At 40.0% G+C, this 20,692-nt stretch carries 22 protein-coding genes; 2 read left to right on the plus strand and 20 right to left on the minus strand.

Going from position 1 to position 20,692, the window contains the following annotated elements; all coding sequences use genetic code 11:
• Nucleotides 1-7: 7 nt before the first annotated feature.
• The 15 genes from NXV01_RS17775 to NXV01_RS17845 form a co-directional block, all read right to left on the minus strand.
• Nucleotides 8-1,096 carry a hypothetical protein gene (locus NXV01_RS17775; protein ID WP_259022970.1) on the minus strand — a complete coding sequence of 363 codons (1,089 nt, stop codon included), beginning with the start codon at nucleotides 1,094-1,096 and terminating at the stop codon, nucleotides 8-10.
• Entirely contained in the window at nucleotides 1,087-3,177 is a 2,091-nt protein-coding gene (locus NXV01_RS17780) for a hypothetical protein (protein ID WP_259022971.1), read from the minus strand. The genes NXV01_RS17775 and NXV01_RS17780 overlap by 10 nt, the downstream gene beginning before the upstream one ends.
• A complete protein-coding gene (locus tag NXV01_RS17785; RefSeq protein ID WP_259022972.1) occupies nucleotides 3,086-3,607 on the minus strand; it encodes a hypothetical protein in 522 nt (173 codons plus the stop codon). The genes NXV01_RS17780 and NXV01_RS17785 overlap by 92 nt, the downstream gene beginning before the upstream one ends.
• A complete protein-coding gene (locus NXV01_RS17790) occupies nucleotides 3,604-5,490 on the minus strand; it encodes a hypothetical protein (protein WP_259022973.1) in 1,887 nt (628 codons plus the stop codon). The genes NXV01_RS17785 and NXV01_RS17790 overlap by 4 nt, the downstream gene beginning before the upstream one ends.
• A 348-nt stretch (nucleotides 5,491-5,838) precedes the next feature.
• Nucleotides 5,839-9,144, minus strand: coding sequence for a tape measure protein (locus NXV01_RS17795; RefSeq protein WP_259022974.1), 3,306 nt, complete (start codon nucleotides 9,142-9,144; stop codon nucleotides 5,839-5,841).
• A gap of 7 nt (nucleotides 9,145-9,151) precedes the next feature.
• Nucleotides 9,152-9,904, minus strand: a complete 753-nt coding sequence (locus tag NXV01_RS17800; RefSeq protein ID WP_259022975.1) for a hypothetical protein — start codon at nucleotides 9,902-9,904, stop codon at nucleotides 9,152-9,154.
• A gap of 73 nt (nucleotides 9,905-9,977) precedes the next feature.
• Complete coding sequence (locus NXV01_RS17805) at nucleotides 9,978-10,307, minus strand: hypothetical protein (protein WP_259022976.1); 330 nt, start codon at nucleotides 10,305-10,307, stop codon at nucleotides 9,978-9,980.
• Between the two features lie 182 nt (nucleotides 10,308-10,489).
• Complete coding sequence (locus NXV01_RS17810) at nucleotides 10,490-10,858, minus strand: DUF3168 domain-containing protein (protein WP_122138799.1); 369 nt, start codon at nucleotides 10,856-10,858, stop codon at nucleotides 10,490-10,492.
• A 433-nt stretch (nucleotides 10,859-11,291) separates the two neighbouring features.
• On the minus strand, nucleotides 11,292-11,618 hold the full coding sequence (locus tag NXV01_RS17815) for a head-tail adaptor protein (protein ID WP_258976103.1): 327 nt from the start codon (nucleotides 11,616-11,618) through the stop codon (nucleotides 11,292-11,294).
• Nucleotides 11,615-11,905 carry a head-tail connector protein gene (locus NXV01_RS17820; RefSeq protein ID WP_259022977.1) on the minus strand — a complete coding sequence of 97 codons (291 nt, stop codon included), beginning with the start codon at nucleotides 11,903-11,905 and terminating at the stop codon, nucleotides 11,615-11,617. The genes NXV01_RS17815 and NXV01_RS17820 overlap by 4 nt, the downstream gene beginning before the upstream one ends.
• 22 nt (nucleotides 11,906-11,927) lie before the next feature.
• Nucleotides 11,928-13,172, minus strand: coding sequence for a phage major capsid protein (locus NXV01_RS17825; RefSeq protein WP_259022978.1), 1,245 nt, complete (start codon nucleotides 13,170-13,172; stop codon nucleotides 11,928-11,930).
• A 4-nt stretch (nucleotides 13,173-13,176) separates the two neighbouring features.
• A complete protein-coding gene (locus NXV01_RS17830; RefSeq protein ID WP_122138803.1) occupies nucleotides 13,177-13,770 on the minus strand; it encodes an HK97 family phage prohead protease in 594 nt (197 codons plus the stop codon).
• 10 nt (nucleotides 13,771-13,780) lie between these two features.
• Nucleotides 13,781-15,034, minus strand: coding sequence for a phage portal protein (locus NXV01_RS17835; protein WP_258976099.1), 1,254 nt, complete (start codon nucleotides 15,032-15,034; stop codon nucleotides 13,781-13,783).
• Nucleotides 15,035-15,071: 37 nt separating this feature from the next.
• The gene (locus NXV01_RS17840; RefSeq protein ID WP_259022980.1) at nucleotides 15,072-16,691 is read right to left on the minus strand and encodes a terminase large subunit; all 1,620 of its coding nucleotides are present in this window, start codon (nucleotides 16,689-16,691) and stop codon (nucleotides 15,072-15,074) included.
• On the minus strand, nucleotides 16,691-17,074 hold the full coding sequence (locus tag NXV01_RS17845; RefSeq protein ID WP_309569321.1) for a phage terminase small subunit P27 family: 384 nt from the start codon (nucleotides 17,072-17,074) through the stop codon (nucleotides 16,691-16,693). The genes NXV01_RS17840 and NXV01_RS17845 overlap by 1 nt, the downstream gene beginning before the upstream one ends.
• 362 nt (nucleotides 17,075-17,436) lie before the next feature.
• Between NXV01_RS17845 and NXV01_RS17850 the strand changes: the two genes are divergently transcribed.
• Together NXV01_RS17850 and NXV01_RS17855 are read left to right on the plus strand one after the other, a co-directional pair.
• Entirely contained in the window at nucleotides 17,437-17,622 is a 186-nt protein-coding gene (locus tag NXV01_RS17850; protein ID WP_122138806.1) for an acyltransferase, read from the plus strand.
• Between the two features lie 40 nt (nucleotides 17,623-17,662).
• Nucleotides 17,663-18,061, plus strand: coding sequence for a DUF5053 domain-containing protein (locus tag NXV01_RS17855; RefSeq protein WP_259022981.1), 399 nt, complete (start codon nucleotides 17,663-17,665; stop codon nucleotides 18,059-18,061).
• A 61-nt stretch (nucleotides 18,062-18,122) separates the two neighbouring features.
• Here NXV01_RS17855 and NXV01_RS17860 read toward each other — a convergent pair whose 3' ends face one another.
• Genes NXV01_RS17860 through NXV01_RS17880 form a run of 5 tightly spaced genes read right to left on the minus strand, consistent with a single transcriptional unit; the run spans nucleotide 18,123 to nucleotide 20,535 of the window.
• Entirely contained in the window at nucleotides 18,123-18,437 is a 315-nt protein-coding gene (locus tag NXV01_RS17860) for an HNH endonuclease signature motif containing protein (protein ID WP_259022982.1), read from the minus strand.
• On the minus strand, nucleotides 18,394-18,678 hold the full coding sequence (locus NXV01_RS17865; protein WP_259022983.1) for a hypothetical protein: 285 nt from the start codon (nucleotides 18,676-18,678) through the stop codon (nucleotides 18,394-18,396). Before NXV01_RS17865 ends, NXV01_RS17860 begins: the two co-directional genes overlap by 44 nt.
• A gap of 4 nt (nucleotides 18,679-18,682) precedes the next feature.
• Entirely contained in the window at nucleotides 18,683-18,883 is a 201-nt protein-coding gene (locus NXV01_RS17870) for a hypothetical protein (RefSeq protein ID WP_259022984.1), read from the minus strand.
• Between the two features lie 3 nt (nucleotides 18,884-18,886).
• Nucleotides 18,887-20,263: a DEAD/DEAH box helicase gene (locus NXV01_RS17875; RefSeq protein ID WP_259022985.1), complete on the minus strand. Its 1,377-nt coding sequence runs from the start codon at nucleotides 20,261-20,263 to the stop codon at nucleotides 18,887-18,889.
• Nucleotides 20,257-20,535, minus strand: coding sequence for a VRR-NUC domain-containing protein (locus tag NXV01_RS17880; protein ID WP_259022986.1), 279 nt, complete (start codon nucleotides 20,533-20,535; stop codon nucleotides 20,257-20,259). Before NXV01_RS17880 ends, NXV01_RS17875 begins: the two co-directional genes overlap by 7 nt.
• Between the last annotated feature and the right edge of the window lie 157 nt (nucleotides 20,536-20,692).

Raw genomic sequence — 20,692 nt, forward strand, 5'->3', positions numbered from 1 at the left:
AGTATTTTTAAAAGTTATATATTTTATCATTCATTATTTCGTAGGTTAGACTCCCCGAAATTCCCGAACTATTAAGAACTTCGATAAAGTGCGAAGATACCTTTGCAACATCAAATCCATTCTCTGTATAATTCATCACATCCTTCCCCGTAGAGTCAGGGAAGTGATAACCGGATTCCAACACTTTCAGGATTATAGAGGACAGATAATCGACACTTCCAGAAGACGATGCTATTAATTTTTTCACCTCATCTGAAAGCATATCTGATGTTACCACGCCAGTTGCAAGAATCAGAGAAAGGAAATGAGCTGATATTTTTGCTACATCAAATCCCTCTGACGTATAATTTATTACGTCCTTTCCTGTAGAATCAGGAAAGTGATAACCGGATTCCATTACTTTCATAATAGAAGAAACGGATTCTAGCGAATCGTTTATGGCTTTTATTGAGGCATTCAGCAATTTTACCGCATCAGCATTAGCCTTTCCTTTATCTCCTGCATAGGCTGTATCCGAAGTTTCACCGATATTTAATGTATTAATTAACTCTTTTACTTCATCCGAAAGCATTTCTTTCGATATAACTCCGGTTGAAAGAATGAGTGACAAAAGGTGTGCTGAAACCTTTGCTACGTCAAAGCCTGCTTCCGTGTAATTCATTATATCACTTCCGCTGGAGTCGGGAAAATGATAGCCGGGTTCATTAACCGTATTGACACTATTTCTCAAACGACCTATATCAGAAGCATTATTCAGGGTTTGAGCTTTAATAGTATCCGTTTCTTCCTTTTTCGCATAATCATTCAAGTCGACACCGGGAGTATCAGCCGGGGATTTCCCCGTACTGTACCATATTCCGGATACATCACACGCATACACTATTCCCGGATAGGGATTGCCAGCATAAGCATAATCCCCGACACGTGGAAGGGGAATTTTTGCTTTCAGGCTACTTTCAGAGGTGAAATATCCTTTGAAATACTTCAAAGAAGATTTTAAGGATTCAATCTCCATTGAAGTCTTCTGAAAATTTTCATTGATAGAGGTAGCAACTTTCCCCCAACTAGCCGTCTTTTTTATTTCATTCAGTTCCATGGTTCAAATTCTACAGGATTAAGTTCTTCAGCAGTAAAGTCGTTATAATTTTGGAGCCACCATCCAACAGCGCCACCAAAACTCATACATCTAAAAACCGCTTCTTTCCCTTTTAATAATAGAGTACGTAACGGCGGATCTTTATAATAATTGTAACCGGGAAACCAAATTGGAAGGCCATATTGAATATATACCGGTTCGGTATCCTGCGTAAAGCGTTCGTGGGATGTAAAAATTCTAATTTCTGAACCATTTCGCCCTTCTACCACATCCGGTAAGTTAATTCTACTAATATAATCTTTATTATAAATAGGTTTTCTGTAATATACGAATACATATCGATGCTTATCTATATCTAATGTGTATTTAGATGATTGGTCAATCACCCATTCTCTGTAAGGTGTTTGGATTGCTCCTGTAACAGACAACCCGTCCAAATCCCATGATAATTTACCGTCAGCTAAATGCCCTGTTCCGTCTTCATTCAAAAGAATCTTCCCATCTGCAATAGAAACCTTTCCTGAAAAGACACCGCCCAAGGCATAAATGTATCCGCGTAAAACAACATCGTTCAGAATTGTGCGCCCGCCATGGGTAAAAACAATCTTTGCAATACTATTCAACTCCTCATCGGTAGGTTGATAAGATGGATTGTCCTTATACTTAGCAACTGTAGAAATCGCTTGTTCAAGCGTACCACCTCCAAATGCAAATACATCATCATCGTTATTATATATACCACTGATACCAGCCGTCACTTTATGCATCCGACCATCCTTATAATTACCTAACTGCAGTATATTAGCAAGTACCAGACCGCCAAGAATATCTACTGAACCGTCTTTTATTGCTGACGCAAGATATTCCAGCTCCTGATAATGGGCCAGTTCAGAAGTGTTATCCATCATGGATGCCCCCCAAGATGATGGAACAGTCCCCCTTTCCAGTTGTAGCTCGCAGAAACTACCTGTTGCAGAGTGTATAGATAGAATACTTCCCGCAGAAAGTGTCCTAAAACGGCAGATATAACGTTTATATTCATCTGTCAGGGGGATTGTTTCCGCATAACCGCCACACGAGAATGTTACACTTGTTCCTTTACCATAAAAAGAAAAGATATATGATTCCCCTGAAATAATTCTATAGAATAAGACTTGCGTCATACTGCCGGACTTTATGACAACCTCTTTCCCAGACATGGAAATTTCGGATTCCTGCGCAACCGCATTAACCACATCCCAATATTTCAGGGATGGAGAATACAACTCCGATGTTTCGTCAAGAGAAGTGTCCGAATTCAAGTTAGCCGTCTGGTAGTCACCTGTAAAGCCGGAATTACGTAACAGATTATTCTTTCCAAATTCAATGCCGCTAATCGCACTATCTGCCGCCTCTTTAATTCCTTCCGGTAACCCGTCAAGACTCTGCCAACCGGTAGAACCGGGCTGAATATGTAATTTACCGGAAAGCTCATTTCCGGATGGGGACAACACTGTTACTTCCCTACCTTCAAGGGAATAGGAATCAATTCCGGCATATTGTTTAAATGACGGAGAATCAGAACCATAGGAAGAGATAACAATAGCATTTTGCCTCTCTTTATATAGACGGTTTCCAAGTTGGCAGATATTGTCACCGGCAGCCGGAACAGTACTCCCTGTATCGCAATCATCCTTACTCAAGTCTATATAATCATCTCCAACGCCAACTACTAAACGCCAATAATATTGATTACTGACATTCTCATAGATGCCTTCCTTAACATTTATATCACGGCATTGGGCCTGATCATTTTCTGCAAAAAGATTTTGTATAGCTTTACTTCCGTCATCAGCTTTCATAAAGCAACGATAACAAGTATCGTACTCTTCGACACGAATACACGTCATTCCGGCAGGAGACAATATCTGCTGTCCACCAACATGAGTGCTATGACGAATTTCGAGAGTATCAAAAACGGCTTTTAAGCGGATATAAATTTCATCCGCCTCAATATATGTTTTGCCGTTTTGAGGATTTACCTTGAAGCATCCACCCGCACCCAAAATACCAGAAAAAAAAGGAGCCGATTTCAATGCCACTTTCAGCTTCAATTAGCTCTTTAGATATTATACCTTTCAAAAAAGTTATAAGCCCAGCAGCTTTGTCATCATCTGTTTTAGAAAGATATGTTTTCTCTATTTTATCTAAAATTATTTTGGCTGATTCTGCTATTTCTTTAGTGATCCGGAGTGATGATAGCGTGTTTTCCTCTGAAAGTTCTGTCTCATCATCATTTTTAATAATCCGTGATAGAATTTCACTAAGAACTCGGAGAGATGAAAGAACATTTTTATCGGTTAATGATCGCATGTCATCAACCTTTATGATATCAATATTAGTCCCTCCACCACCAGTGATTAACGTACTGCCACCCCCGCTACCAGAGTGTACAACAGTGGCCCCAGCCGGATAATTTTTCGACCGGGGGTTAGATGGAATTACTCTTGACTTTATTAAGATATCACTCATACTTCTATCATTATACACTGAAATTGATTCATCTTATAATCAATTGTGCCTCCAACATTGATGAATCTCTTATTAACCATATAATTGTCAGACAAACGAGTTATAGGCGTTAAATCAGGTGTCTCTTTTATTACTTGTGTTAACTTTATCTGGGGGGCACTATACCGCTTAATTATTCTTCTTATTAGATGCTCCTCTGGGCGGATGGTTGTTCCTTCAATCACGGAGTATAAGTTATCAGTCAGATAGTTATCCCCTATAATAACTTTACTATAACAAGCTCCATCATTATTATGAGAAGTAATCTTAAATTCTATTTCCTCCAATTCATTGATATAATTTTCATTTGCTACATTTTCATAAATACGATCTGTATCATTATTTTTTTCTTCGTCTTGTTCTGGTATCCCGGAAAATAATTGTAGTTTTAAATCACGCATGAAAGTATAATATGGATAGCGTTTAATCCGGCCGCCTTCTCCGTAATTATTGGGAAAAGGACGTAATACTGTAAGTTCAATTTTTCCAAAAAGTTTATCTGATGCTTTAATTGGTATTGCATATCCTTTAGAATCTATATTCATGTCATAAGTTACATTGTTTTCAAAATCATTCCACTCATACCATACTTTACTTTTTCCATATCCACCGCATTTAATAATAAAACGAGATTCTTCCTTGGTCCATTTTCCACCTGTCCAGTATTTGTCTCCTATCTTCAATTTGAATTTACAACAATTATCTCCAGCTGTATTATTCCAAGTGCCATCACCTCCCTGCGCTGGGCTGGTGTATAGTGAGTCTGATTGAAAGTATTGTCCAGAAAGCAATAGATAACTTGATCCATCAGATGGAGAGATTATAGTTTCTACCAAATAGTCAGAATTAATCTGTAATACTGGGATATCTTTATTTAGGAATAGTGTCAAGTCAGTCAAAGAACTATAATTCTTGTTGCCTAAGCCCATTCCAATAATTAGCACATCCTCAAAGCTTAACGATGATGGAGTACCGTCTTCCCATTTGTATTTCGCCTGCTTGCTGATTAATGATCCTATATTGTTAATAACAGCATTATCAGCATTATTTCCTAATGATTTCAAATCAATTTCAATCCCTTGCAAAGAATCTTTGTCACTAAATACATTGTTGAACCGAGGGTTTATATAGAATTTTACGAAGAATGAAAAACGATCTCCATCTATTTTCCGATAATATGGACTATTTTTAATCAAAGGACTTAATAAAGAATCTCCAAATAAATCAGGAATAAGTGAATCAACTGGGTAATTGCTGTCTTTTACTGTAACTTTATTATAGCCCGGCAAAATATCTAATGCATGATCGGATCCTGCGAAACCTATACTTTGTACATTAAGCAAGTTCAATCCCTCTGTTCCTATTTTCTCGAATGTTACAGGACCATATTTATAGAATTCCCCGATATGATCTATATCTATGAAGTATAAATCCCCTCTCCAATCAACGCAAGTCCAATTAAGGAATTTGCAAACCTCTTCTAATACTTCTTTCAAATTCATAGCCTTATCATCTTCATCGAAGAAATTCTGTTCACTTACCGTTATACCTTCTAACACATTGCTTTCTGTTGCATAACTTTCTACGTCTTTCGCATATACATGGGGGAAATATACAGCATTGTATTGAGCCGAAGTCGAAGTAATACATTTTTTTATTAGGTCCCAGAAAGACACAAATGTGCGGCTCTCCCCCATTTGTTTATAATCAATAAATTCAAGGGTGGACATAGCACTCATGCACTCCAGTTCAAGATTAAATGTCTTCAAAGTGTAGTCTTGTGTGTAAAGTTCTGGTTTTATGAATCCACACCAAGTAGCTAAGCCATTTACTTTCAATGTCACCCGATACATTTGATAAGCCGTAGAAAACAAACTTTGCAGGTAGTCGCTACCAACCACCCGGATCGTTGCTGTACTAAATCGAGTAGGAGTATAAAGAAATTCTTCATCTTCTATGTCAACTGTAAAAGGAGAATCACCAGCAGGGATTAATTCTTTTGACTTACCTGTATAGTTTTCTTTTTTCGATTTCTACCACACATGAGGCATTGTCCAGTGTGGCAAATGGTACTGTATATATTAATCCGTAACTCATGATATTGGTTTCTTTCCTTGTGACTTCAGTTCATTATTAATTGTAAGAATAAGGTCTTTAGCCCGAACTCTAGTAGTTATTGTGGAAGACATATTTCAACTTTCTCCCAATCTACCTGAATTGATAGCTTCAAATAGTCGTGACTGTTGTCCTTGGTTCAAAATCATCTCTCCAGCATTGACACGGGCTAGTATTTTATCTCCAGAAGTGGGGCCACCGGTTATAACGCCTCCAGTAGCAAATTTCGGAATTGAAGCAAACAACGCAACCGCAGCAGCTATTGCAGCACCAATAGCAATAATGTTTGCCGGGAATGGTAAACTTGCAGCACTAGATCCTGCCGCACTTACTCCCTTTGCTGTATTGGCAGCCACTTCCGTTGTTGCTGTAGTCACTGCTGTAGCGGCCTCTGAAGTATCTGCAGTTTTTTTAATTTCCGAATTTGCAACTTTCACCCCCGTGACGGTAGTATCAACTGCAGCTTCCGTCAACTTCGATGTGGTAGCCACATCAGTCATTATGGCCTCCTGTTCTTTAGCCCGCGTGAGTTTATTGGTGATTTCTGTCAGGCTCTCAATCATCTTAATGATAGATAAGAAAGCATCTACCACATTTGTCATAGCATTCCAGATAGCCATAATTCTCTCCCACCCAGTTGCGTCTACGTCATTCATAACATCACGAAGGTTACTGAACGCACTTACAATACGGTCTGAACTGCTTGCAATGTCTTTGACACCAGAATACAATGATTCATTAAGCTCTTTATTGAGATTCTTGATATCCTCTTTTACCTGTGCTAATTTCAAAGCATCCTCCAGATTTGTAACGTTGTTCATGGCATTATTCAGCTGGTCCTGCAAATCTTTACTGAGTACCTTATGTTTGTCCTTTAATGCTTCTAATTCCTCCTTGTACTTCTTCCACACATCCAGCTCACCAGATATTTTATCGGTTTCCGTCGCTTTATAGTCAAAAGTATTATCTCGCTTACCCAATACCGGAGCTTTTATTTTAGAGATGGCAGCAGACTTAACCTTATCTATAAACTCATTAGCTGCATCACCTATATTCTCTATGGCAATAGCAGAGTTCGCTGCGGCCGTTGCTGCATCAACAATGGCATCTCTATAATCATCCTCCGAAATTAGCTTTTTATCTAACTTCGTTTGAGCCAGTTCAAGTGCTTTGTTATATTCATTCTCTACCTTTGTCAACTCCCCTTGTGCCTGCGCTGACTTCGTTACCAATGGATTCAGTGCACCTTTCAAGGCCTCCGCATAAGTTTCATTGGCATCTGCTGATTTACCAAGAATGCCCCCAATCTTTGAAACGGTATTTTTATTTAGGTTGTCTACTTCTTCATTATATTTTTGCTGGGTGATAGCCCCTGCAGCGAGTTGATTCTTATACGTTTGTAGCGAGTTATGATATTCTTCCTCTGCACTTTGTAGAGGAGTTTTTTTCTTTTTGCTATCATCGGGATCTGCTGTTGATGTCGTTAATTTGCTAGCATTGGCCTGGTATTTACCTGCTCTGTTAGTGGCATCTGCTATTACACGGTTATTTTCGATATATTCTTTTACTGCCTTATCCACATCAGACAAAGAAATTCCTTTGTTTAAATTACCATTTTTCTTTAGTTCATCTCTGATAGCATTATTATAAGTAAATCTGTTTCGATTAGACGTGCCATCGATAGGCTTTAATTTGACTAATCGATCCATCTGTTCAGTGCTTAGTCCTACGCTTCCTGACAGATGCGCATTCTTTTCCGAATACTCTCCGACAGTATTAAAAGCATGTTCTGCCATGGCTGCTTCCCTAAGCAATGCTATTCTTGTTTTTACTAATTTGTTAAGTTCTTCTTGTGATAAGTTCTCTTTACCTAACATCTTCTGCAACTCGCCTTGTGCTATGTTAATTTCATTTTGACTTTTCTTTCTGTCGTTCATGATATTAATCAAAGTTTGCATACGTGTTATTTCTGGAGTATTGCTTGCACTCCAAAGACTCTTCTGATAATCAGAGAATATATTCTTTATTCGTTTGGCTTCCTGATACATTTCAAATAACTTTCCACCAATAGCTACCAACGCAGAGAATATAATCGCTGGCGCAAACGAACTCCAAAGCCCTTTCAGAGATAGCATCAATCTTTTTGCTTGCCCTCCTATGATAATGCTGGCTTTTTTAAAGCCATTAGCTCCTGCCATAGCGGAAGTAGTTGCGGATATCGATTTTTCTTTATCAAGTGCTTTTTGCTCTATCGCTCTAGCTTTTTCCAATGCACTTTCAGCAGATATTCGAGTCCGGATGGCCTTGTCTTTTGCAACCTCCGCTGTTATTACATCAGATGCTACACCATTAGCTAGCGCCGTCTGATAATTGGCTTCTGCAAGTGCTTCCGCTTTTCTTTTTACGGCTAGTGTCTGTTCTGTCAAGACCCTTTTCTCTGTAGCTGCTATAGCTCTAGCGGATGCTCTTTCACCGCTCATTGCTACGTTGTCATAAGCAACAGACCACCCTCTCCACATTTTGGTAGCGGCATTTATGGCAACAAATACAATCGCGGCAAAAGCTAGCAACATTATATTCTTGAGATTATCCCCAAGTCCTTGAACGGCCCCGGTCAACCAATCAATCAGGGCTTTATATTTACTCTGTGCATCCGTCCCGTTTACAAATTCTGTAAATGCGTTTTTCAGGCGATTTACGGATGTTTCCAAGTTGTCAGTATCAACGTTGGGAATCATCTCGTTGAGTGCTTCTGCGAACTTAGGAAGCACGTCTTTACTCATTAGCTTACCCCGCTTCATCAGCTTGTCAAGTCCGGCAACAGAGACACCCGCAGCTTTTGCCATCGCCTGTAATGCAACCGGAAGACGTTCTCCCATCTGTAGACGTAATTCCTCGGAACTAATCTTGCCTTTACTCATCATTTGAGAAAGTGCAAGCATAACCCCATTACTATCGTCTGCGCTCATCCCAAAGGCTGTACAAGCGCGGGAAACAGATTCGAATACTTTCCGCTGATCCATCATTGACATACCGGAGATGGACGCGGCAGCCGTAAACTTGGCATAGTTAGCCGTCAAAGCGTTAATCTCTAGTCCATACTTCTTTGCCAAGTCCAGTAAATACCGCTGATTGTCGGCATATTGTGACATACTACCGGACACATTCTTTAGTGCGGTAGTCACTCTATTAGTTTCACGGGCTACTTCAATGAGCCGAGAAACGAAATTACTCAAACCTAAGCCACCGGCCCCCAGAGCTGCAGCAAAAGTAAGAAACTGCATCTGCATTGATTTGAATGCAGCTTTCACTTGATTTGAACCTCTCTTGAAGTTTTCCGTCAAGAGATTGATCGCTATACTAAAGCTTAAACGTCCTGCCATAATATCTTTACTTACAATTATTTATTCCGTTATTCATAAATATTTCAAAGGTTTCTGCATCTTCCGCCAATGCTCTTTCAGCTTCTTTCATATCCTCCATCTCCTCCCAGGGGAATGAATATAGATCCCGGGCACTCGGCAACTTCTTGCCATCAACATGAGGGAGGATATTCAGATAAGTCCAGAGGCGATCACTTTCCATCTGTTCTTTCTTTTTAGATTCATAGGCTTCAATGTACATGGGAAGGTCACATAATTCCATTTCTTCCAATGCGTAGTGAGCATCCAAACCGGATATGATGAGTATTGAAACTAGTTCGCCGATCATGCTGGGGCTAACCTCGGTACTACCTAGATCAGATGTTTCCTGTTTTGTCTGGAATTGGCTTAAAACTGCTGTTTCCCGTTCTAATACTGAAATCATTTCATGGGTTATCTTCTCATTGGCAAGTGTATGCCGAAATACCTCAAATGTATACATTACATCATCATTGTTACAGATGGTTGTAGTGTACAATAGTGCATCTACATCATCTTTGTCAGTGTAGTCCATCTGGGAAAAAGACTTTTTCCGAAGTTGTTCCCATCGTATAACCGATTTCATGTTTATCTTTATCCTCATGTCTAGCCTGAATCTCTTTTTAGGAGCAGGGGCATTTATCATTGTGGGAGGTCCCGGACAATGGCATCTACTATTTATAACTGCTGCTACAACAAACAGCACAAATACGACAATAACTAATATTATGAATATGCCCATAATTACTTTGATTTTTTGAATAAAAAAGGCGGCCATCATCTGACCGCCTTCGTGCTTGTTTACTTATTGCTTATTATGCTCCTGGAACGGCTTCAACCTTTTGCAAAGCACCAACACCTTTAAAAGATGCGGAACACGTTGCTATTTGCCCATTATCGCTCTTTAGAGATAAAGAGGTAAGCATTATTTCGCCCTTGTAACTAGGTTTGGTAGTATCAATTGCGAAGCTGCCACCAACGTTGGTTTTATCAGTGATAGTTGACTCACCGACCACAAACTGGAATGTTTCACCCGTATCTACATGCTTCAGTAGTTCGTCGTAACTGGTTGCCCCTTCTAATCGGGTAAGCAATGATTCGCTACTGATGGTGAAACTTTTTTTCCCGGTAACGATGCAGCCCAATCGCCGCACATTTTATTGGAAATATCAATCTCCTCGACTGACACTTCCAGGGAACAACTGGATGCGAACGCTACCGGATTTTCACCAAGGAAAAGGAATAACTGACCTCTTACGAGGTCTTTACTTGAATCATGTTTAACTGCTGCCATACTATTTAAAATTTTAGTTTTACGTTTCATTTTTTACTCTACTGAAAATTGAAGCACCTGAAAGTATTTTCCTTCTGAATAATCCTCCGTAGAGTCTTCCAAGTGTATAGTCATATCCGGGTTAGAAAATTGACCTTCTAAAGCCTCATATATTAGAGAAGCCAACTGTAGGCTGCGATCATAATCATCACTAACAGCATTTACAAATACAGTAGGAATTTGCCGTGCAACGCCCATTTTAGTATATTCTTGTTTGTAACCATCACGCTGATAAATGATGAAATCACCTTCTGTTTTCAATGGAGCAACGACAGGAAATATTTTCTTTCCTATCAGAGAGGTGATCTCTTCTGAATCAAGTAAAATGCTTCTAATCTCGGTTGTAATTGCCAATTTATTCATTAGCTTCTGTTATTTATTCGTTGAACGGCTCTTTGGACACCTTGATAGAGTGCACTCATAGCCCTACCCTCTTCACTCACTTTTGTATCTGACCAAAAACGATTAGCTGGCATAATACCTCGATTCGCACCACTCTTTGTTCTTCTAACTTTTGTTCCGGAGTCTACCAAGTGAGAATGATTACCACCTAGACGATCAAAGCCCGCGAGTGCTCCTAGTTTATTCCGTTTAACTCGGTTTGTAAACGAGTTCATCAAGTGGTTGGTCTGTTTACCGTGGTAAAGAAGACGAGACCGGAGATTAGCCCTACCTTTAACTCTGAAAACATTAACTGCAGATCGAAGACCACTCTTTATAGCCTTGTCCTTTTCGAAGTCCTCTAAATTGTCTACGAGGTACTGAATGTTTTCCCGATCTATTTGTTTAATCTTAATCATGTGTCAATTTTTTCAAGAGTTAATAGCAGACTATTATCGTTTATTTGAGGATTAACCATTTTGAGATTATACTCATTACCATTGTAAGTAACATGGAGATTCTCTTTGATTGCCGGATAATTACGTACCTGAAAAACGAGTGTATGCCCGATAAATTGCTCCATTGCACTAACCCCGTCCCTGTCTGCAATAAGAGACATCTTCTTGCGCACTGCCCGACATTGGAACACTTCTTTATACTCTTTCTTCACTGCCCCTGTAGGACTCTGCGTTTCAACCGGAGATTTGAATACAAGCAATTCGCGTAATAATCCTGCTCTCATTTTGAATAGTCTCTATAAAGATCAACTAAGTATTTTGCCCCTTGAGGAATTTCCTTTAGAGTGGCATACGCCGTATTTTCCCGATTTGCATAATAAGCACCAAGACACAGCAACATCGCCTGAACCAGCGGTGCCGGGATATTCTTACCGCCGTCAATGGTAGCAAGTTCTTCCACTGACACACAAAGCTCTTTCGCTGTTTTTTCTTCAGCTACAGTGATAAGAGTCTCTATATACGGATCTTCATCCGTATATGAGGGCTCTATATTCAAGTGCCTTTTTGCCATATCTAAGGTCACATATGCCATATTACTTCATTGATGCAATAGTGAACGATTCAGGACGAATCATACCCATATTCCAGTAAGAATTAACCACCAAACGAACCATACCCTTAGTTGCTTGTGTGTACGGATCAACAGTCAAGTCAATAGCCCCCCACTGTCCAAGGAAGTAATCTGCCCAATTACCAAATACAATACCGAATTCATCTTTTGCTTCCTGTAATTCCTTCGGAATATTGTTTGTGCGTAGAGCACGGTATCCATTCAGCATACCAATACCATCATTACCAAAGATGAACCCACCCGCACCGGAAGCATCTTTTACTTTGGTTTTAGCTTTTCCCACTAATGAAGGGTGCATGATATACCCTAAATTTCCGAACAGTGCGTTGTTAAGGTCGGCATTGGTTTCCAATTCTACAATTTTAGCCCAATCCATGGCACCATTAACACTTCCGAGAGTTTGGAACATTCCGTCAGGTACGTTATCCTCATGTACAGCATTGCTCAATGCTGTTTTCTCCACCTTCTGTGCGATAGCGACAGCTAACAATTGGCGGATCAGACCTTCCACAGAACGATTCTCTTGGATCAGTAATTGCTTGGAGATGTCTACGTAAGCCGTCAAACGATTCGGGCTGTAAAGTTTACCTTTGGAAAATTCTCCCTTACCGTCTTTTGCTTCGTCATTTTCTCCTTCCCAGAAAACTTGTGCAGCACTGTGCTTTGGCCAGTAGATATTTCCGACTAATCCGGTCATCATACGTACGCCAGCTTGGGACAATACGAGATTAGCCTCTAAAGGCAGCAACAATTCCTGTTGTTCTTCGTCAATCACGACACCTGTAGTGGCTTCTATCCCTGCAGTGTAAGCCGCACGTTTCTGATATGTCAGAGGGACAATCAACTCACCGCAATTTTCAGCAGTGGCGGCTACAGAACGGTGTAATTTGGTTGCATCCTCAATAACCGATGCTTCACTGGCACGTTGCTCTGTTTTATTCATCTGCGCCAGGATAGCACGACGGAGCGAAAAACTTTCATTTGCTACCGGCTGATGTCTTTTGCCTTGCTGACGATTCGCGGCTTCGTGTTCTTCGATCTCAATATCAATTTCCGCTCTGCGCTGTTGATTTGTACCAAGTTCCTCGGCTTCTTCCGGTTTGAACTGACGTTTTTCAGTCTTTGCGCCATTAATAATCTCTTTAGAACGAGCAATCAGCTGATTTCTTTCGTCCTTTAACTCTGTAATACTTTTTTCTTTTGCCATAAATTTATAAATTTAATGATTTCTCTATGCTTTGGTAATACTCTTCTGGTATTGCCTGTTCGTGCTTACGAAGTTCTTCTTCAGCTTGTTCTTTTCCTCGCAAACACACGGACGTTTTGCTGTATGCCGCATTATACACGGGAGAGGCGTCATATAAATTGCCTATTTTGTGTACTGTGCGTTTCCAGGTTCCGTCACTCTTCTTTTCCCAAGTATCTTTTTCAACATCGAAACAGAAAGAGCTCTGATCTATCTCTCCGCGGCGGAGGTTTTCCAGCAACTCTTCTCCGAGTGCCGTTTTCGGTGCCTCGAATCGGTATTTTAATCCTTTATCATCCACGGATAGCAATAATGATCCTGTTCCTTCTTTACATCTTGCAAGAATACCACGAGCCTGATCGTGATTCAACAACGCAAATACATCGCTTTTTTCAATAACTCCGTCCAGAGCTCCACGCTCTATAACTTCTTCGAATGGAAGTCCGTCGGATGGTGTATTGAATAATAAAGCATAACCCTCTACAGTTCTCTTTTCTTCCGTATCTCCAGTTAGTTGCACCTGGAATGCAGTATTTCTTATTTCTCTTTTTTCGTCCATAACAGTGCTTTTACTTACTAACCAAAAAGTTGTCTGACAAATCTGGATTATTTTGCGGTTCAGCGACTTTTTCTTTAACCGCATTGTCCAGCGTCTGCACATTCACCTGTACAAAAGCTTTGTCTCCATTCTCAATTCTAGGCATATTATTTTCTCTTCGAACCTCGTTAGGTGTGGCTGCTCCTACGGTGGCCAAATCTTTCCAGAATGCCGCCTGTGCGCTCTTATCAGTTCTTAGAATAGCGGAAGTGTCGAATTCTGCTATAAATCTTCCTCGTTCAGATGGCAGAAAGACTTTGCGGTTAATTTCTAATTCTATTTTCGTAATGACTGCGAGAGCTGTGTCTGTTAAATATTGAAGTTGAGTAGCTTCTACTGTAGAATAACTGGATTTAGACAGATCGAAAGCTTTGACTGGAGATACAGAGAAGAATCGGCAGAGATCCACAACATTAAATTGTCTGCTTTCGATGAACTGACTATCTTTTGGGCTTATAGAAATGGGTTGGTACTTCATATTCCCTTCCAGCACGGCAATACCATTCGGGTGCCCGGTTATAGGATTCGTACGTTCTTCCCACGTTTGATATATCTGATCCTTTTTCTTCTCATCCAATCGGGTCCCTTCAACTGTCAGTATACCTGCAACACTAGCTCCACTTTTAAAAAATCCCTCCGCATGTTCCTCTGTACTAGTTGCAATCCCTAGGGATTGGCGGGCATGTTCCAGCGTAGACACACCAATAATACCGTCATAAGAGAAATTAAGCACATGTATCATGTCTCTCGGATCTACTAATTCCCGAAAACCGACTACCTGATATCTTTTACGCATAATCCCTAAACGATCAGTGATCCAAGTTATCGTCACCTGGCTGGATGGCAAATAAATGAGTTGTGCTGCATTCATTTTACTATCGCGTTCGATATATGCGTAGCCATTACCGGTTAGCAGTACAGAAGCCATAAGAGTTTTAAAGAAAACATACCGAGTCATATCTTCGTTAGGCTCCATATTGAACATGTAATATGCCGGATGCGATTTAGCCTCGGCCTTAAATCCATCTGCATCTAAATGATAGGTTTTCAGCGGAAGCACGGCCACACTGTCCGAAATGAGATCCACACAGCGGTATACAGTAGACAACAACATAGGTTTACTTCTGCTGGTAAACATAGGACGGGAACCGTTAAAACTCCAGGCTGTAACCTGTGACGTTTCCTGTTTACTCGCTTTTCGTATTTCAAATCCTAAAAATTTCATATATGCTTTTTCTACTAACCAAAAAAGTGTCAGACAATTAATAAAATTCTCCATAACGAGGAGAAACGAGATATATTCCAAGTGCTTCCAGTTTGGCGATCACACCATCTATTTTTTTCTCTTCAAACTGTTTTGACGGTTTTGTATTGCCGTTCCTGTCCCTTGCCATAACGACATTGCGGAAACAATGCCGGTTAATTACATTATTGTCAATAACGGCTTTACCGGAGAGAATCAAACGTTCCATCTCCTTTGTCGGGCGGTTGAAATTTCCGAGATTCTGACCGTATGGCTCCATCGGTAGCCCTTTTTCCTCTGCGTTAATGACAAATTGAGTGGAGTTCCAGGAATCGTAAGCGATTTTTTGAATGAATACTATTTCCCGGATACTCATTATGTCATTCAGGATATAATCGTAATCGGTCACATTACCCGGCGTAATAGTGATAAGTCCCTGTCTTCGCCATTCTCCGTATAGATCTTTGAATCTCTTTTCTTGCAACGCAGCTTCCGGCAGGTAATAGAGTGTTTTGAAATAGTACTTATCCGATGTGGGAAACATAAAATTAACACAGGTAAGGTCGCTGGTACTTGACAAGTCAATACCGGCATAGCAATCCATATCCCGGAACTGTTCAAAGTCAAGATTAGCGGAAGCCTGCAAAATATAATGGTCCGGTATCCATACGGTTTCCGAGTCACACCAAATATTGAAATTCTTTGTTTTAATGCCGACTTCTTCCGATGGAGCATTAACTGCTGATTGGACTTGTGTCTGTAGATATTGCGGTTTGACTGTAACTCCCAGATTAGGGTTACTCTTCTGCCACGTTTGCGGATCTTTCCAATCGTCCCCCTCATCAGGAGAAAAGATTCCGGCAAACAGTGCGTCGTTTTCTTTTAGTCCAGACAGCACCTCCGTGCACATTTCCCGGTACTGGTAACACGGTCCTAGCTTATTGAATCCGGCCGTAGTGATAATAACCGCCATCGGATTATCACGCATACCCTGTGAGGACTGGAGTACGTCTTTTAGACCTGTATTCTTTGCAGCGTGATACTCATCAATCAAATACATCGAAGCATTAAAACCGTCTAACTTTGAATCATCTGCGGCAAAGACCTGTAAAAGAGATAACATCTTTTCAAATTTGACCTTATCACGATAGGAAACAAGATCTTTTCCTTTCGGATCAATCCCTTTTGCGAATTGAGAGCAGAACTTGAATGCGATTTTAGCCTGTTCTTTAGAGTTAGCTGCCAGATCCACTTCTGCGTCCATTTCTCCGTCAGCGATTAGATGATACAATGATAATCCGGCTGCAAAAGCTGTTTTCCCATTCTTTCGTGCAATCTCTATGTAGACATACTTCACAAGTCGTTCATCTGTCTCTTTGATATAGAACCCATAGATAGCCGCTATTACAAATTGTTGCCATGGTTGTAAGATGAACGGCTTTCCGGCATGGCGTCCGGTGAAATGTAGAAGAATGGAAAAGAATTCTATAACTTCATCTGCTTTTTCCTCTTTGAATTTGTATCGATCATCCTCCATCATGGAGAAAAAACGTTCAGCAGCAAGCTGAATAAACTTACCGGATACGACTTTCTCGTCTATAACGTCTTGAGCGTATTTATAGTAAGCCTTTGTCTGCATCAGCGAGTTTCTTTCTTACCCTTCAAATACGCCTCAAGTGGAGATTCTACATTATCTCCCGCGTTCATGGCCTTGATTTGCCCTTTACTTTTAGCAGTCAACCCATATTCTTTTGCCAGTTCCAGATATTGACTCCAATTCTCTTTGAGTAGATTCGCCTCCGGACGTTTCACCCATTCGCCTTTTAGATTCTTCATCGTCATTCCATCCTGCGCCAAGACTTCAACGCATTCCAGATAAGCATCATAAGCTGTGGCCATCCGATGCAGCTGGGGAATATCGGCTATTTCCAGCTGACCTCTATCATTCAATTGCTTCACAAGGTCAGATATAATCTTTCGGGCTTCTTTATGCTTGATTGTTTCGGGTAATTTAAAGCTGATTTTCTTCTTTTTTTTCCATGATTTTGACTCGTTTTATTATAAAACCATACGATTGTCAGACAGAAACGAGATATTTAACAAAACGAAACAGTTTGGCATTTTTCAAAAAGTGCCGTGTGTGTGAATCAGGGTAGGGCGAGGTTTCCGAGCTCCATTTTCTCAAAATTTGACCCCATACCCCTCCATAGCACATTTAATGTTAATTTTAACTTAATTTTAGGAATATCACATTGAATTCATAGGGAAATCCCTATTTATTCAATTCATGCACAGATATTGCCCTAAATATTTGCACATATACAAATGATTATGTATCTTTGTAGTGTCAGATAAACAAAGTATTAACCCTTTAAAACAAAGTCATGAAAGAACTGAATGAACTTGAGCGAATTGAGTTCGAAATTGAAAAGGAGAAACAGAATCTAAGAGAGTGGAAACGTAAGGTGCTTATATTGGAAATAGAAAAAGAAGATGATGAAGCCCGTACTGATGCAATACTCGAAAGGATATCAGAACTCCTTGAAAGGAAAGAGAAATTAAAGAAGTAGTAATCGCCCCTCTTCGGAGGGGCATAACTCTAACAACGATATGAGAACATTGGAAGAAGATTTGTTGAAAATGGATAGTTTGCATGGAGATGAACTTGATGCACACTTGTATGAGATGAAGGCTTTGTATACCAAGCCAGAAGAGAAAGAAGCTATTAGAAAATATCTGGATAAAACTCTTGCCACAATAGCTAACAACGTTGAGAGTATTAGTAATCGTCTCACTATACGGGAACAGATGAATGAAATTATAGATTTAATCCCTGTGTCATACATCGCCAAGAACTACTTTGGCAAGAGTCGTGCTTGGCTGTATCAACGCATTAACGGATATAAGGTTAGAGGGCATGTGTATACACTTAATGAGAAAGAACTTGAAATATTTAATCGTGCCTTAAAAGATATTGGAAATAAAATCGGTTCACTTTCAGTTGGTTAATACAACTGTTATCTGACACCGCCTTTGCTTGTGGACCGTGCAAAGGCATTTGGGGGAGTAGCTATGTTCTACTCCCTTTTTTATTGTGCACTGCTTGATGACATTTTTTGCACAGACTCATAAGATTGTCATAGTCATAAGCTAAAAAAACACGTTGCACCGGATCATCCGTACTCATAAATGAAGTTATATGATGGATGTCTTCGGCTAGAGTTGTTTTGTTTTCTTTCAAACAAGTTTCACAGAGTGGATTACACGCAAATTTCCAGGCACGTAACCGACGCCAGCGATCGGAGTTATATATTTTCCGACGTTCAATGTCGTAATAGTTATCACTCTTCTTCTGTCGTTTTTGAGGCTTGTAAATAGTCGGCATAAGGTATTTCTTTTAAAAGTTTATTATCGTTGATGGCCTGATATTCTATCATTCGGAAGCGATAACAGAAATAATCTATCAACTCCTTATCGGTTGATAGACTAGATGCTTTGTCATCTTGTGAAATAAATAATATGGCATCATGGAAAAGGTCTTCATGGCTTTTAGAACAGAATAAACCATGACCGCGATAGCTACATAACTGTTTCAAGTGGTCATAGTTCTTAGCTATTACGGTCATAACTTTAAAGTTTGCTTTTCCTGCTCTTGTTTTTCTCATTATGCATTTTCCAGTTACCTGTTTCGTCTATTAATTCTTCAATGCTGCGACTAACCATCCCCCGAATGATGACTGATGTACCGGTTTGTGTAATATTGGACAGCTCGTTTAAAAGCATTGCGGTACGTTCATCCAGTCGTACGGAAATTCTTTTTTTATATTCCATGTCTCATTTCCTCCATTTTTGTATTCTTGCTTTAACGGCTTGCATTAAAGCCTCCTGTTTGTCTATCTTTCCTGCCAATGCTTTCATCACATCCTCATCCATTGTGCCTTTAGCTATTAAATGGTGAATAATAACCGGTTTATTCTGTCCCTGCCTATAAAGCCTTGCGTTAGCTTGCTGATAAAGTTCGGAACTCCAGGGAAGCCCAAACCAGACGACTATGTGACCTCCGGCCTGTAGATTTAATCCGTGACCAGCTCCAGCAGGGTGTGCTAATAACACCGGTATATCTCCTTCATTCCACGCCTTGATGTCTTCCGGACCACCAATCTCTTTTGGATGATAGCTTTTTAACTTCCTAAGTATACGGGATACGTCATGCCGGAAAGAGAAGAAGACCAAGACCGATTGTCCATTGGCTGCTTCTACTATCTCCTCTAATGCATCTAATTTTTCGGCGTGAACATCGTGCACATTACGTTCTGAATCATATACAGCACCATTGGAAAACTGCAGCAATTTATTAGAAAGTGCGGCTGCATTAACAGCAGAGATGTCTCCATCTTCATTCTCCAACGCCAGAACTTGATCTTTTTCAAACTCTAAATACTGGTTCATCATTTTTTCTGGCAAATGTACCTCCACAGTCCGGTCAATCCGTTCTGGTAATTGCAAATAGTCTTCAGCTTTCATACTTATACAAATATCACCAATCTGTTTGTATATGGCTTCTTCACTGCCACTATTTAACTTATAATCAAAAACTATTTGTCCGTTACTACGCCCTGGACGAAAATACTTGCTACGATAAGACGTGATTGTTTTTCCAAGTCTTTCACCCAAATCCAATAAATATAATTGTGACCAGAGATCAATTAAACCATTGGGGACTGGCGTCCCAGTCAGACCTACAACACGATTAGTCTTTGGTCGTACCAGCCGGAGAGCCCGGAACCTTGCAGATTTAGACGACTTGAAAGATGACAGTTCATCAATGACTATCATGTCAAAGGGCCAGTATCCTTGTAAATGTGATACAAGCCATACTACATTCTCCCGATTAATAACAAATATGTCGGCTGGGGCTTTTAGCGCTGCTTTCCGTTGTTTCTCTGTACCCAGAATCTTACTAACGGTTAAACCTTTCAAGTGTTCCCATTTTGCAATCTCATCACTCCAGGTGGACTCGGCTACTCGCTTAGGTGCAATAACAAGAACCTTGTTAACTTCCAAATATTCGTCCATCAGTTTTTTTATAGCTGTCAGAGTACTAATACTTTTCCCGAGTCCCATTTCCATCAGTAAGGCTCCGTATGGATGCTCAATTATATGCTGTACGGCTGTACGTTGGTACTCGTGCAAATTCGATTCATTTAGCATGATATTTCCTCCAGAAACTTGTTTAATCCTTCCTGTGAATCAATCACCTCCGCTTTGAACCCCATCGCCCGCAGTTCTGCGATAGCTTTCTTTTGTAACTCTGTTGGTTTCTTACCAATAGTCTTCAATTCCGCAAAGGCTATCCGATTACCAGGCATGAGTACAATGCGATCCGGCATTCCACGATGATAAGGAGATGAGAATTTAAGTGCCAGGCCGCCCAGCTTTTTAACCGACTCCCGTAATTTTCGTTCTATTAATTTTTCGTTCATAATTTCTGTTTTTTTTAATGACCTGGTTGACCGACTGTCTATGTGTTTTTCTATAGAGATATACCAATCAATTAGATTTATTAAATTAATCAATATTTATTACCATATATTTTAATAAAATCATAAATCTTTTAATAGAAATAATAGTCACTCGGTC

This window comes from Bacteroides sp. BFG-606 (assembly GCF_024788145.1).
Classification (GTDB): Bacteria; Bacteroidota; Bacteroidia; order Bacteroidales; family Bacteroidaceae; genus Bacteroides; species Bacteroides vicugnae.

What these genes read in the sequence shown, in the direction of transcription:
- NXV01_RS17775 (WP_259022970.1), bottom strand. Translation starts at nt 1,096, where the DNA reads ATGGAACTGAATGAAATAAAAAAGACGGCTAGTTGGGGGAAAGTTGCT.
- NXV01_RS17785 (WP_259022972.1), bottom strand. Translation starts at nt 3,607, where the DNA reads ATGAGTGATATCTTAATAAAGTCAAGAGTAATTCCATCTAACCCCCGG.
- NXV01_RS17795 (WP_259022974.1), bottom strand. Translation starts at nt 9,144, where the DNA reads ATGGCAGGACGTTTAAGCTTTAGTATAGCGATCAATCTCTTGACGGAA.
- NXV01_RS17800 (WP_259022975.1), bottom strand. Translation starts at nt 9,904, where the DNA reads ATGGGCATATTCATAATATTAGTTATTGTCGTATTTGTGCTGTTTGTT.
- NXV01_RS17810 (WP_122138799.1), bottom strand. Translation starts at nt 10,858, where the DNA reads ATGAATAAATTGGCAATTACAACCGAGATTAGAAGCATTTTACTTGAT.
- NXV01_RS17815 (WP_258976103.1), bottom strand. Translation starts at nt 11,618, where the DNA reads ATGAGAGCAGGATTATTACGCGAATTGCTTGTATTCAAATCTCCGGTT.
- NXV01_RS17820 (WP_259022977.1), bottom strand. Translation starts at nt 11,905, where the DNA reads ATGGCAAAAAGGCACTTGAATATAGAGCCCTCATATACGGATGAAGAT.
- NXV01_RS17825 (WP_259022978.1), bottom strand. Translation starts at nt 13,172, where the DNA reads ATGGCAAAAGAAAAAAGTATTACAGAGTTAAAGGACGAAAGAAATCAG.
- NXV01_RS17830 (WP_122138803.1), bottom strand. Translation starts at nt 13,770, where the DNA reads ATGGACGAAAAAAGAGAAATAAGAAATACTGCATTCCAGGTGCAACTA.
- NXV01_RS17835 (WP_258976099.1), bottom strand. Translation starts at nt 15,034, where the DNA reads ATGAAATTTTTAGGATTTGAAATACGAAAAGCGAGTAAACAGGAAACG.
- NXV01_RS17840 (WP_259022980.1), bottom strand. Translation starts at nt 16,691, where the DNA reads ATGCAGACAAAGGCTTACTATAAATACGCTCAAGACGTTATAGACGAG.
- NXV01_RS17850 (WP_122138806.1), top strand. Translation starts at nt 17,437, where the DNA reads ATGAAAGAACTGAATGAACTTGAGCGAATTGAGTTCGAAATTGAAAAG.
- NXV01_RS17855 (WP_259022981.1), top strand. Translation starts at nt 17,663, where the DNA reads ATGAGAACATTGGAAGAAGATTTGTTGAAAATGGATAGTTTGCATGGA.
- NXV01_RS17860 (WP_259022982.1), bottom strand. Translation starts at nt 18,437, where the DNA reads ATGCCGACTATTTACAAGCCTCAAAAACGACAGAAGAAGAGTGATAAC.
- NXV01_RS17865 (WP_259022983.1), bottom strand. Translation starts at nt 18,678, where the DNA reads ATGACCGTAATAGCTAAGAACTATGACCACTTGAAACAGTTATGTAGC.
- NXV01_RS17870 (WP_259022984.1), bottom strand. Translation starts at nt 18,883, where the DNA reads ATGGAATATAAAAAAAGAATTTCCGTACGACTGGATGAACGTACCGCA.
- NXV01_RS17875 (WP_259022985.1), bottom strand. Translation starts at nt 20,263, where the DNA reads ATGCTAAATGAATCGAATTTGCACGAGTACCAACGTACAGCCGTACAG.
- NXV01_RS17880 (WP_259022986.1), bottom strand. Translation starts at nt 20,535, where the DNA reads ATGAACGAAAAATTAATAGAACGAAAATTACGGGAGTCGGTTAAAAAG.